The sequence below is a fragment of the Candidatus Gorgyraea atricola genome, from assembly GCA_030765235.1.
Classification (GTDB): domain Bacteria; phylum Omnitrophota; class Gorgyraeia; order Gorgyraeales; family Gorgyraeaceae; genus Gorgyraea; species Gorgyraea atricola.
This window is the reverse complement of sequence record JAVCCW010000029.1, coordinates 20,012-33,504: the sequence shown is the minus strand read 5'-3', so window position 1 is coordinate 33,504 and position 13,493 is coordinate 20,012. Positions and strand designations below refer to the sequence as shown.

Annotated in this window: 10 protein-coding genes; all 10 read right to left on the bottom strand. The window is 42.2% G+C overall.

From position 1 onward, the window contains the following. Window positions 1–2: 2 nt before the first annotated feature. The 10 genes from P9L93_05765 to P9L93_05720 all read right to left on the bottom strand — a co-directional run bounded on the left by P9L93_05765 (window position 3) and on the right by P9L93_05720 (window position 13,414). Window positions 3–2,489 carry an O-antigen ligase family protein gene (locus P9L93_05765; GenBank protein ID MDP8230593.1) on the bottom strand — a complete coding sequence of 829 codons (2,487 nt, stop codon included), beginning with the start codon at window positions 2,487–2,489 and terminating at the stop codon, window positions 3–5. Continuing rightward, the gene (locus P9L93_05760; GenBank protein MDP8230592.1) at window positions 2,486–3,244 is read right to left on the bottom strand and encodes an HD domain-containing phosphohydrolase; all 759 of its coding nucleotides are present in this window, start codon (window positions 3,242–3,244) and stop codon (window positions 2,486–2,488) included. The genes P9L93_05765 and P9L93_05760 overlap by 4 nt, the downstream gene beginning before the upstream one ends. Window positions 3,245–3,448: 204 nt before the next feature. Next, window positions 3,449–5,509 carry a polysaccharide biosynthesis tyrosine autokinase gene (locus tag P9L93_05755; protein ID MDP8230591.1) on the bottom strand — a complete coding sequence of 687 codons (2,061 nt, stop codon included), beginning with the start codon at window positions 5,507–5,509 and terminating at the stop codon, window positions 3,449–3,451. Window positions 5,510–5,539: 30 nt separating this feature from the next. Then, window positions 5,540–6,106: a polysaccharide biosynthesis/export family protein gene (locus P9L93_05750; protein MDP8230590.1), complete on the bottom strand. Its 567-nt coding sequence runs from the start codon at window positions 6,104–6,106 to the stop codon at window positions 5,540–5,542. Between the two features lies 1 nt (window position 6,107). Beyond that, window positions 6,108–7,280, bottom strand: a complete 1,173-nt coding sequence (locus tag P9L93_05745; protein ID MDP8230589.1) for an outer membrane beta-barrel protein — start codon at window positions 7,278–7,280, stop codon at window positions 6,108–6,110. A gap of 243 nt (window positions 7,281–7,523) precedes the next feature. Further along, window positions 7,524–8,087, bottom strand: coding sequence for a transporter (locus tag P9L93_05740; GenBank protein MDP8230588.1), 564 nt, complete (start codon window positions 8,085–8,087; stop codon window positions 7,524–7,526). 14 nt (window positions 8,088–8,101) lie between these two features. After that, window positions 8,102–9,004, bottom strand: coding sequence for a fibronectin type III domain-containing protein (locus tag P9L93_05735; protein ID MDP8230587.1), 903 nt, complete (start codon window positions 9,002–9,004; stop codon window positions 8,102–8,104). A gap of 150 nt (window positions 9,005–9,154) precedes the next feature. Further along, on the bottom strand, window positions 9,155–9,850 hold the full coding sequence (locus tag P9L93_05730) for a C39 family peptidase (GenBank protein MDP8230586.1): 696 nt from the start codon (window positions 9,848–9,850) through the stop codon (window positions 9,155–9,157). A gap of 45 nt (window positions 9,851–9,895) precedes the next feature. Next, window positions 9,896–10,288: a hypothetical protein gene (locus P9L93_05725; GenBank protein MDP8230585.1), complete on the bottom strand. Its 393-nt coding sequence runs from the start codon at window positions 10,286–10,288 to the stop codon at window positions 9,896–9,898. A gap of 123 nt (window positions 10,289–10,411) precedes the next feature. Continuing rightward, complete coding sequence (locus P9L93_05720; protein MDP8230584.1) at window positions 10,412–13,414, bottom strand: hypothetical protein; 3,003 nt, start codon at window positions 13,412–13,414, stop codon at window positions 10,412–10,414. Between the last annotated feature and the right edge of the window lie 79 nt (window positions 13,415–13,493).

Genomic DNA, 13,493 nt, shown 5'->3' with positions numbered 1-13,493 from the left:
GATTAAAGGGCTTTTAAACTTATGCTGTGTACGCAGAGATTACGATCTTCCAGCGTATTTTCGTCATAATAATCATTATCGAATATTATATCCATCCTGTTCACCGGGTAATCCACCACTACGATCCCTGGATAGAAATTCCAATATATATTTGTCACATGAGTATCCAGTGATTTTTTATTATTAAACCACACCTCCATGTGAGGCCAGATATCCAGCGCATCTTTGCCCCTTGCCTTGACATTAAATTCATATATGCCTGCTGGCAGGATGAGATCTACACTCAATCTTCCCTCAGAGGCAAATTGTTTTTTGAGTTCGAATGTTATCTCAAGGCCATCTTCACCCAGCTCTGTTGAGGTAAGAAGACTGTTAAAACTCAATATCTTGGAGCTATCTTCCTTTGCCTTTGAAATCTTATAACGTACCTGGTAGGGTTCCGGGTTTTCAGGATCTAATGTTATTGATTTTTCTAAAAACCTATTTGCTGTATCAATGGATCCCTTTCTTAAATAATAATCTCCCATGCAGGCAAACAATGTGCTCTTGGCTGATATAGAAGGCTGTATCTCTCTAAATCTATTAAGTGCCTCACCTAACAAAGACATCTTCAGGTAACACTTTACCTGGCCCAGCTTTGCCTTGTCAGTCTCTTCAAGAAGATTCTCTGCCATCTCATAAAATACAAGGGCCTTGTTTATATTCTGCGCGGAAAATGAAAGGGCCGCCTTTTCCTGATAAGTCTCTCCATCTGCAAAGTCTGTTGGCAGAATCGAAAGCGTCTCAGACTTAGACTCCGCGTAAGATGCCTTTTTATATATACTGCTTGAAAGCCCTGAATCGCCTGTCTCTACCAAAAACTTGCCAAATTTCTTAAGATAATATGAATTTAACGGGTCTAATTCCACGGCCTTTCTGTACGCCGAATCTGCCAGGCCAATATTGCGCCTGTAATAATTATCAGCAAGGCCCATCCACGACCACGCGTCCAGGGGATTTAAGGCTATGGAGCGTTCGTAGGACTGCGCTGATCTTTTTACATCAGTTTTCTTATCGTAGATCTTGGCGAGCTCATAATGATATTTGTAATTTAAAGGGCATATCCTGGTTGCCAAAAACATCATGTATTCTGCCTTATTCAATTCATTGTTGGATAGCGCCTTTTGAGAGCTCAACCGGCACACATCTGCCGCAAGAGAGCTAGTTATAAAAATGATCAAGGCAATAACTGCTGTCAATACAAGAGGTTTAAAAACAGGGCCGTGTTTTATGACCAGGGGCTCGATCTTCTTCTCCTTCCTGGAAGATAGATTAAAGATAAATGCGGAAAACACAGTAAATAAAATAGCATTTGCCGGCATATAAAAATTAAAATCTCCGATACCGTGTATGGCAATGCTTAAGATGCCTGTAGCAAGGGCAAGAGAGATCCACATCTTAAAAGATGAATTAGCCACTCTGTATGTCCTTATAGCCTTTTTGACTATGGTAAAGATGGTGAAGACCATAATGCCTAAAGCGAATACACCCAGTTCAGATAAGACATGAAGATAGTCATTGTGCGCGTAATTGACAAGCATGTTCATGCCTGCCAGCCTGTATTTCGGGAAACTATATATAAATGTGCCTGGCCCTGTCCCTAAGAACCAGTTATCTTTTATCATGCTTAAGGAAGCCTTCCATATGTCAAGCCTTCCTGAAAAATCCAAGTATCTATAGCTGGATACCCTGCCCACTAAAGCATCCTTACCAGCTGCCTTTAACGCAAATACGCCGACACCTATCATTAGCAATAAAATAGCGATGCCTGTTTTTTTCGTAAGCCGTAATCTTCCGCTTATTGAAATACACATGATCATAAAAAGCATAGAGATCGATAAAGACAGCCACCCTCCCCTTGACATAGAAAGTAAAAACGCGACGCAAAGGATCAGGGTCGAGTATACGTATAAAGACTTTTTGCCTAATGTCCTTTCCGATAAAAACATGCCTATTGAAAGGGGTATGGTCAGTTCCAACAGCCCGGCAAAATGGTTATGATTTACATAGGTGGCTGATAAAAAGTTTTCCTTGGCCCACCAGGACCTGTCTACTGCGCCTATATACTGTAATATGCCAAATAAGGCAATGGCTGTCGCTACGATCAAAACCGCGTTTAATACTTTCTTTATATCCTCTTTTGTCTTTACAAAATTAATTGTCAGGTAAAAGATAGAGGCCAGGGTAAATAGTTTCGTAAATTCCATTATTGAGGCATAGGCATAGCTGGAATTAAAACATGATACTATAAAAACAAATAAGAATAATACTATAGGGATATCTAAGGGAGTCCTTTTTATCCTGATCTCTCTATTTACACTCATCTTGAATATAGAATATAAAAGCACAGCGAGCGTAAAGATCTGTATAGGCGCAAATGCCCATACACGAGCCGCTCCTCTTGCTATAGGTGCGAATGCCAGGATTAAGATCAAGAAAAGTTTCATCATATGATCTTAGTAAAGATCTCCACGATATCTTTATCAAACTGCGTGCCCTTATGCTGCATAAGCTCAGCTATGGCCTTGTTCTTTGAAACAGGCGTCTTATACGAATGCTCTGAGACCATTGAATCATACGCCTCTGCAATAGCTATAATGCGCGCGCCCACATGGATGTCACTTCCTTTAAGGCCTTTTGGGTAACCAGTCCCGTCTATCCTCTCATGATGCTGGATCACAAGGTCCGCGATGCCGTTCAATTCTTTTATCGAACTCAATGTCTGGTGGCCCAGTGTCGGGTGTTTCTTTATTAATTCATATTCCTGGGCGCTCAATGGCCCTGATTTTAAAAGTATGCTCTTGTCTATGCCTATATGCCCTATGTCATGGACAAGGCCTGCTATTTTTATGCGATTTAGATCTAGATCGCTTAAGCCCAGCTTCTTTGCTATCTGACTGCATAGCTCAGAGACATTCTGCACATGCAGGGATAGGGATTTTCCTGCAGGGCCGATCGCATTGAATAAGGCCATGGTGATGTTGGACAGGAATATAGCTGAAGAAAGCGAGTCGCTGGATGCGACCCCGTGATCCAGGGTAGCAAAGAGTTCAGCCTTGCTGATCCTGTGATGGCCCCCTGGCGTCTTTAGCGTCCTAAGCTTGCCCGCATAGATGTAATTCTTAATAGTAGACAGACTCAGATTAAAATACTCTGCAGCCTGCTTTGGTGTAAAATAAACATCTCCTTCGAATTTCTTTTTCATGATTTTTCTCCTTTTTGGTAGCCCAGGTTTAAACCTGGGCTACTATTGTTGCTGTCATTCCCGCGCGTGCCCCGTACCTGAGCGAAGCGAATGGTACGGGGAAAGCGGGAATCCATTATGCTTTCGATTTTAATTGATTTTATGTTTTTTTAATCGCTTCATGCTAAGACGATCCCCCTTGTTCTCTAATGCAAAAATCAGAAATTAAGTTTTACCGTAAGTCTTTCCGTAGTAATACTGCTGGTAGGAACTATCGCTGGTAAGAGATATATTATTGACTATGACGCCTAAGATCTTCGCGTCTACCTTTTCTAAGAGTCCTTTGGATTTTATCAATAAATCCTTTGTTGCCCTGCCGCCTTCAGCTATCAGGAGCACCCCTGTACAGATACTCGAGAGCAATGCCGCGTCTGTAACTAAGGCTATAGGTGGTGTATCAAAGATGATCTTTGAAAATCCAGATGATGCCTTTTCTATGAAAATTTTCATCTGTTCTGAAGAGATCAATTCCGCGGAACTGCCAATAGTGCCTCCTGAAGTGACTATGCTTAGATTATCTATGCCGGAAGGTTTGACTACACTTTCAAAGTCCGCTTCTTTTGATAAAAACTGCGTAAGGCCTATTGAATTATCATCATTAAATACTGTATGAAGTCTTGGCCTTCTCATGTCAGCGTCTACTAAAAGCACTCTTTCTCCACTATTAGCTATCATGAGCGCGAGATTCACCGCAGTAATGCTTTTTCCTTCTTTGGGTACAGAACTTGTTACAACTATACTCTTTGAAGAGCCTGAATGGTTTAGCGAGAATAAAAGATTTGTCCTTATTGAACGGTAGGCCTCTGAAGCCAGTGAAGCCGAATCCTTTTCAACAACACGGTCGATATCAGCCTTTTTCCTGATACGATTCCCGTCTAATTTAACCTTAGGCACAGACCCTAGTAAAGGTATCTGAAGCACACTGGCTATCTCATTGGGATTTTTTAAACTGATGTCCATATAATCCCTGAAAAACGCGAGGACTATGCCGCCCATCAAACCCACGATCATGGAAAGTATGATATTTATTCTTTTCTTTGGTTTTATTGGTTTTATGGGAGGCTCTGCCAGATCCTGCACTCGTACATTATTCGCCTGTATCTGGCTGGAGATAGATGTCTCTTTGAGTCTATTGAGTACGATCTCTAAAATACGGTCATTGGTCTCTACTTCTCTATCTAAGGCACTGTACTCTATGATCTTACGCTCTAATCCCAGGGCCTCTTTCTTTTGTTCGGCAAGAGCCATCTTAAACTTTTTTTCCTCCGCGACTGCGCTATTATATTCATTCCCTATCTCGCTCTTCAGGCGAGATTTAAGATAATCTATATTCTCTGAGAGCTTTATCATCTTAGGATGCTTATACTTGTAGATCTTCTTATATTCGACTAAAAGCGCCTCTTGCTTCAGGTAATCGTCCTTTAATAACTGTAAGGACTTATTGTCTGTTAAAAGCGATGGCAGATTTTCCATGGCCACATTTCCACTGCTATCAATAAGGCTATTATAGGTAGTCTCTGCGCCTATCCTTCGCTCCTGCGCTGCCAGATAACTGGAATTCAGTTTAGCCAGGCCATCATCGATCATGGCCTCCTGGTTCTCTATGGAAACAATACTATTTTGTTCCTTGTAAGCCTGAAGTTTCAGTTCTGCTTCTCTTACCTTTTTCTTCTGGATATCAACCTCTTTTCCTAACCAATCCTGAGCATCCTGCGACATCTTCATCTTCATAGCTATGTTGGAATCAACATAGACCTTGGCAAACTCATTCGCGATGCGGCTGGCCAGATTAGGATCGTTATCTTCTGCGCGTACATTGATGATCCTTGTATCACGCAATAGCTCTACCTTTACCTTTTCCAGAAGTGTCTGTATAGGGTCTTTGGATTCGCTAAACTCTTCTTTTTTGATCAATCCCAGGTTCTTCATGACACGGTAGGCAGTGCGCCTGCCCCTTATTATCTCCTGCTGGGTCTCTATGTAATCGCGGTATGCAAAATAATTGGTCTCACCGAGCTTAACAACATCCTTTACCGCCAGGACACTCGGGCCTTCCACATCCACTATTACTGTGGCAGTGGCCCTGTAGACCTTTTTCTGCATGAAAGATGTCACTGTCACGAGCGTAACAGTGATCAGGAAAAAGCTTATGACGAGCCATTTCCTGCGACTTATTATATTAAGGTAATCACGCATATGTATGTTCTTAGTTACATCTGTGATCATCTATATCCTTTCATCTGCGATCATCTGTGTTCAAAAGAAACTCTCTGGCACGACAACAATATCTCCTGGTTTTACAGGGATGTCCTTTTCTTTATCGCCCTTTTTCGTGATGTCTGTTACTTTTATAGCTATGGTGAGTTCTTGGCCATTATCTACGCGCAGTACCTTGGTTCCGTTCTGAGCTGCGCCTTCTTTAAAACCGCCTGCCATAGTAATTGCCTCAAGCACTGTGGTAGGACGGTCTTTAAAAAGCTCATATTCGCCTGGCCTATTTACAAAACCCATTACAAATACCTTCTTCTCTGTATATTTTTCTATAAAGACATTGACCTGAGGGTCTACGAGGTAGTCTTTTTTAAGTGAGACCATTATCTTTTTCTCTATCTCTTCCACTGTGAGGTCCTTTACATTTACAGTACCAATCAGAGGAAAGGTGATCTCGCCTTTTGAGCTAACGCGCACCTTAGTAGTAAGGTCTGCCTGCTCATACACAGTGATAAGAAGCACATCCCCTGTATCGACCTTGTACTCTTCAGCAAGGAGTGTGAAAGGATTCAGTACTAGAGTTAGCGCTAATAGAAAGGTTAAATATCGCAAGTTAGAATACCGCCTTTGCAGTAAGTGTGGCTAGATTCTGTTCGTAATCAAATGTATCAAAATTAGAATCCCTGTCTATATGCTCGAGCTGCATAGTAAATGTCAGCCATTCTTGCATATAATACCTGAAACCAGCGCCCAAAGAAGCATACCTGTCTTCTCTCTTGTGTGTCTCAGTCCCTTCTGTAGTCTCTCGAGGATAGGAATTGACCTGGTATATGCCGTTTACAAAACCAAGTAGTTTTGCAGTGAAATAGTGGTCGTATATCGCGGTTACATTCTCTACAGTGTAATAATTATTTATATCATAAGTGGACTCGTAAGCTGTCCTGGTCAGTGAAAGCTTAAGAGCATCTTTTTCTGAAAATTCGTGTGTCAGATCCGCGTAAAGCACTCCTGTATCAAAATCAGGTTGGGTGCTATCATCGTACTCCCTGAACTGATAACCTGCTTTTACAGTAGCTGTAGTTTTTGGAGTCAGTTCGCCTATTGCGCCAACAAGAAACTGGTGGTAGTCTGAGTCTGAACGGGTGGAACTATCATACCTGATCTGCCCGAAATCATATTCTGCCAGAAGTTTTGTCTTTGCGAATGTCTGGTGGGTAAGGACCGCGGAATAAATATCCTCTTTTCTGTCATAAATATCATAAGTATCTTCGTCTTTGTAATCACGAGTAAAATGCTCATAACCAAGCTGTACACCAAGCCGATCCTTTTCCAGGCCAGCCCTGATACCTATAGTATTGTCTTCCCTCTTGATCCTTAAGGTATCCTCTGTGGACGCCCTTTCATATACATGCTTATAGTCATCATATATATTAAAGGTAAGGTCCTGCAATTCTACCTCCAGGTCTCCGGAGAAATAATGGTTCGTGGCATCATTTGAGCCATAATCCATAAACTCTGTGATCTCCGCGTGATAGTCAAGCTTTAGAAGATTATCACTGAATGGCCATTCAAGAGATACACCTGGCACAAGCGTGACTATAATGTCATCCTTTTCATCATCAGAATCCAGGAATATGTTGTCATCATACTGAAGTCGCACTTCACCCCAAGGGATGATCTCTGCATCGCCTATCTTTAATCCTTCTGCAGCATATAATGTGGAGTTAATTACAAGAATGGAAGCCAAAAAGCACAAACTTAATACAATTTTACATACTTTCTTCATGAACCACCTCTCGTTTAGTTACTACGGTTTTATACGGTATTGAACGAAAGTATACCATGTAAACGCTGTCTTGTCAAATACTTTTTTAATATTTTTTAAAACTTAACGAAACAAAGCAAAACAAGTAGGCCAGGTTTAAACCTGGCCTACTTGCACGAGTGTAAAGCTGTAGCCCGGGTTTAAACTTTCGAGGCTGGACCTCGGCCAATGGCCGAGGTCCAGCCTCGGCTTTTTTTGTTGGGTTTAGAAGGTATACGGGAAGCGGACTTCCAGGACCATGTCAGGTGAGTCTTCTGTTAGGCCGTGTGTTGCGGATACATCACAGGAAAAGTTCTTGTTTACAGACCAGACAAAACCGTATTTAAAACTGGCTACATTAGTAAATGAGCCATTTACTGGAGTGTCATCTATTTTCATCTTTTCGGTAACGCTCTGGTCCACGCCCAGGTTTAATGCTACCTGGTAATTCAAGGCAAAGGTCATTCCAAGAGAATATCCAATAGTATTTCCAGGATTTATCTTGCCGTAATTTGTAATATCATCTTCCATATTCCATGTATAGTTCAATCCACCAAAGACAATCGCCGGGTCGCTTGACTTTACCCACACCAGGCTCCCTTTTACTGCCCAGTGCCCTGTTCCTAAGCCAATATCTCCTGGATTCTCATAAGGGCTTTTATCGGCGCTGTCTGACTTTACACTGACCCCAGCTATTAGATCTGGTACCCATCCATGCTCAAACGCTATCTGCTTATATAATCCTGCCTCAATATCACCAAGTCCAGACAGATTATCTGTAGTTTCTATATTGTCTGCTGTGGTTATACGCTCGTATTGATACCTATATGGGATGGGACCTTTACTTCTACCTGGAAATTATTAAATAACCCATAGCGAAAGGTATTGGTTTGTATAAGTATGTCCCTTTTTACTTCGTCTACGGAAATGCTTCCTATTATTAGAACCGGCAGCACTGTAAATCCGCTTATGGCAATACGATTTGCTGATGTATGAGCATAGGCAAAACTTGGCTCATACTGCCATGTGCCTTTAGGCATGAGTAATCCGCCCTTTTGCACAAGCGTCTTTTCCACTGGCGCTTCGTGCTTAGTAAGCTGACCTGCTGAATGGATCATGCCTGAAGCTGCAGGCTCAGATCCCTCCTGTATATGCCTTGTCTCTGCCTTTGGTTCTGCTTTTGGTTTTGCCTTTGCTACTGCAATTATCTTACCACCCGGGAAATTGCCTTTAGGCGCTGCCGGGCCTGCACCTATAATAGCAGCTGCCTCCTCATCTGATAAATAGGTAGGCTCTTTTACGCCTGCAAGAGAGGCTACCTTTATATTAGATATAGTGGGTGCTTTATTATCAGCTATGGAGAAATCCAGAGTCTTAAATGTAAGGTCCTGGCTCACACCCTCATTGCCAAAAGCGTCCTTACTCCTTATCCTGTAATGATATAGGGTAGATGGCTTGAGGTTGCTCAGGATTATCTCGTGATTGATTAATAGGCTGTTGCGCTCTGGGGAACTCTGTTCATATATAAACCCTGATGTGCCATAGTCTACCTGTGAAGTAGCTGGCTCATCTGTTGCCCAGCTGATCTTGGCAGAGTAATACCCTACTACTACCCCCTCTATTTCCCTTTGCTCTTCAGCCAGGCTAGCGCCTATGCTGATGGGTGCAGCAAGAAACATACTACTCCAGAGAATAAAAAATACCATCAAATGTCTCATGGCTATAGACTTTATACCACAAATTATAGGTATATGTCAACCGTTAACTTTGTCATTCCCGCGAAAGCGGGAATCCATTACAACAGTAACTGTAGGCCAGGTTTAAACCTGGCCTACTTTACACTTAAAGTGTAAAGTTTAGAACTCGCCATCCGCGAAGATGGTGCCTAGGGAATTTACTCCGAATAGCCTTCGTACAGTCGTAGCGTCCGCGAAAACTGCCTCTTCTTGGCCGCTTATCCTTAAAGGAGAGTCTTTTAGTTTCTCATCGTCTCTGCCATTAAGCACCAGGCCTATGCCGCCTTCCCAGATCCTCTCGAACTTCTCGTAGCGCATGGTCATGTTGCCCAGTACTGGGTCAGCTATGAACACGCGATCGCCCTCTAGCCCCCGGAATATAACAAAATGCGAGTAGTCCTTTATACTCACGGGGATCAAGACTGGCTTATCGAGCTCAACGAGAAACTCCAGGTCCATCTTATAGCCGACTACATCGTAGCCGCGGGACTGGGCAAAACGTTTCAGGTCTAAGAGCGAAAAGCCCTTCTTTGCCTTTACCTTTTCAATGTCGCAGGTCGTAAGGAGCGTCTCGAGTACGTCTACTTCGGTGACTTTATCGCCGAAGTAATAGCTCAGAAGAGTAGCTAGAGACGCCGGACCACAGGAGTAATCCAGACTCTGAGCTTCAATATTCTGATGACGTATCTCTTTGAGACTCTTTACGTTCTTGTTTATCCTGCCTGCAATGCCAATACTAGCAGCAAAGCAAGGCTCTGCTACTAAAGACATCGCTAAAATAAAGACAAATATAAATATACTGTTATGCTTTCTCATAATATTCCACCTGGTGCCACGTAGGCCAGGTTTAAACCTGGCCTACTAGAATACGAAGTTGGTTATCTGGGCGTTGTTGGTCTGATTAACTGTCCCAGTAAGATTGCCGTTAACAACAGTGATATTTATCAAGACTCCGACTGCGCTATTAACCGCAGTTATATTGCTTAAGGCTTGTAGATTCTGCTGCGCGTTCCCGCCCATGGTAAAAACTGTGTTACCACTACCAAGGTCATACGGTACGCCATTAGCAAAGAAATCTTCCATGTTGCCTGAGACCATAGGGAGGATCTCCCAAATCACCTCTGGCTGATCAACACCTTTAGCTGAAACCATATCAAGCTCCTCATCACTGAGGATACGAGCGCTTCCAGCAAAACAAGGTATAGCCATCGCAACTACTAATAGGCTAATTGTTAATGCTACTAACTTCTTCATGTCAATTCACCTCTATTTCAATGTTTAACTTTACATTTAAGGTCTTGCTTCAAATGTAAAGTTATGTGTGCTTGTGTAGGGCAGGTTTAAACCTGCCCTACACAATGTTACTTTAGGTGCTAATTAATCTGCAAAACTTCTACCTACGTTTGATACGCATGCGGTATTGACACTAACATTCATGCCTATGCCGCTGCTCACTGTTATGTTTGACTGAACAGCTGTTGCTGAATTTACTGCATTAAGGTTACTTAATGCGATAAGGTTTTGCTGTGCCATACCAGATAGTTTCAAAGAATTAACCCTATCAGGTACATCTATAGGAGTTTCTTGAACAACATCTCTAACCTTATCATAATTTCTAACCTCAGCAGAATTCAAATTGAAAGTACATGCCATTGCAGCACCTTCACAACCAAAGCATGTTTCGCTTGCGCCTGATGCCCTGGTAAGTGTGACGTTGGACTGAACTGCATTTGCGCTTTCAACCGTGTTAAGATTACTCAATGCTGTTAGCTCTTCCTGGGCACTGCCTGCTAGCTTCATCTTATTTTCTCCAATACCAGCAGCATTTTGGACTTTAGCAAGATTTGCATTGATGCTGACAAGTCCATTGTTAAGCTCACCGCCAACCCAGTTTACAGTTATATTTGACTGAACTGCATTTGCAGAACCAACTGTGTTGAGATTGCTCAATGCGCTTAGATTTTTCTGAGCGCTGACTTCAATGGTAAGTAAATCAGTTGTACTGTCTTCCGGAGAGTCACCGCTTGCATCATAGACATCAGCTGCGTTCATGCTGTAGTTTAAAAGCGCTTTACCTTTAAACATATGCTTTAAGCAATTGACCCATGACGGATTGCCTAATGAACTCCTGAAGAAAATCCAGCTTTCTGTATCAGGTGCAAAACCATTGATAGTGGCAGATGTAAACATGTTATTGTTAAGAGCACCTAAGAGATCTGGTCCTATTTCTCCTAGATCAGGATACTGAATAGCAAGTAATGAGTCGCCCTGCGGGCAAAGACCTAAAACAAGCCGATCAAAGTCCACATTCCAGCCAACTTCAGCACAAAGATTCACATCATCTGCTGTTACAGTAATATTTGACTGAACAACATTTGCTGAATCAACTGTGTTAACATTGCTGAGCGCACAAAGACCTTGCTGTGCATTGTCCATTAACTCAAGAGTATTGTCTCCTGTTCCACTAGAATTCCAAACAGAAGCTATGTTCTCACTGAAGTTTCTGACATTATTTGCGCTTCCAACCATTGTTCCAGATCCATCATCTTCCTTACCAATACCATTGGCAGTAATGTTGGATTGTATAACGCTTGCACTGGAAACAGCTGTGAGGTTACTTAGTGCCATTAAGCCAATCTGTGCACTACCCTCAAGTGTAAGGATATTATTCCCATCACCTGCATAGTTCTTTGTGCAAGGTTCAGAAATTATACCTATGCAACTTATTGGTGGACAGTTAATGTCAACACATCCGCCATCATCTATACCATTTCCGCCACAGCAACCACCATGGTAGTAAAGGTCAAATGATGCAAAGGCCTCATTCTTACTTATGTTGTGAATCTCTCCAACATCGCCAACTGTATTATTTACAGTGACATTGGACTGGACTGTGTTAGCAGAATCAATGGTATTAATATTGCTGAGTGCCATAAGTCCGCTCTGAGCTAAGCCTCCGAGCAGTATGGAATTATTTCCACCATCTGTCTCTGGATCAGCATCAGTGTTTAAAACACCAGCTATGTTCTTGTTAATATTCAACACCTTTGTTGGCCCTGCTGTTCCTTCATAATCACTGTCATTAACAGTGATATTTGACTGAACTGCATTAGCAGAATCAACTGAATTGATATTGCTAAGCGCAGTAAGGCCACCCTGGACATTTGTCCCAAGAGAAAGTGCGTCATTGTTATCTACTACTGGATCCATTGGGTTGCCGCTTGAATCTACTACACCCACTCCAACTCCACCATCATTGTTCTCAACATCAGCCTTGTTAGTATTGATGTTTTTACAATGAGCATAGGTAATGTTAGACTGAACAGCACTTGCTGAATCAACTGCATTCAAGTTCGAGAGTGCAATTAAATCATGCTGTGCCTGATCCTTGATCTTTAAGGTGTTGTTCAAAATCTTCTGACCAGTTGGTGCTATACCATCTTCATTAAGCACCTCTGCCTGGTTTTGATTGTTATTATCTGCGCCATGAATACTGATGTTTGACTGAACTGCATTAGCAGAATCAACTGTGTTTAAGTTGCTTAGTGCCATGAGTTCTGCCTGAGCAGTATTGTCTATGACCAGCTTGTTGTTAACCAGTTTTGCAGGTTCAGTTTCTGGCAGTGGTTCTGCAACTGATGTGCCATCTGCATTCTCTACTATAGCACAGTTACGACTTGTAGCATCAGCTACATTATCACCAGTAACACCTGTATTCACAGTGATGTTTGACTGGACAGCATTTGCTGAATCAACTGTGTTAACATTGCTGAGTGCCCAAAGCCTATTCTGTGCCTGGTCTTTGAGTATCATCAGATTGTTAGTCTCTACGTGACAAGTAGTCGTACCATCATCATTCAATACATCAGCATTGTTGCCGCTGAATTTGTCATCATTACCAGCAGTGATGTTTGACTGGATAGCATTAGCAGAGTCAACAGTGTTGAGATTGCTCAAAGCTGCGAAGAAATCCTGTCCAACATCAGCTGGTGGATACCCTGATGAACCGCTCTGTGCATCATCTTTTAATTTCAGATCATTGTTCTGCTCTCTGCCATAATAATCATCATTCAAACCGTCCAAGTTGTCAACATCAGCTGCGTTCATACTTACAGCCAGACCGCCACCTGTCATAGTAACGTTTGACTGTACTGCATTTGCTGAATCTACAGTATTTGCATTGCTTAGACCTTTGAAGAACCTCTGAGATTGTTCTTTTAGATCTAAGGTATTGTTCTCTAAAGTAGCGCCGACTGGAAGGTCGCCTGCAACAATAGAGTCCAAGCCTTCGTCTGTCAGGACTTCAGCTGCTAATACTGGAGAAATAGCGCCTGAGAAAATGATACTTAAAGCTGCGATAATCGATACTAACTTTCTCATTACTTTCTCCTCCTTGTTTTTAACTTCACCATGTTTCACCGATCTATTTTAAGGCCTCTCTCCCATGTTGGTGGTTAAA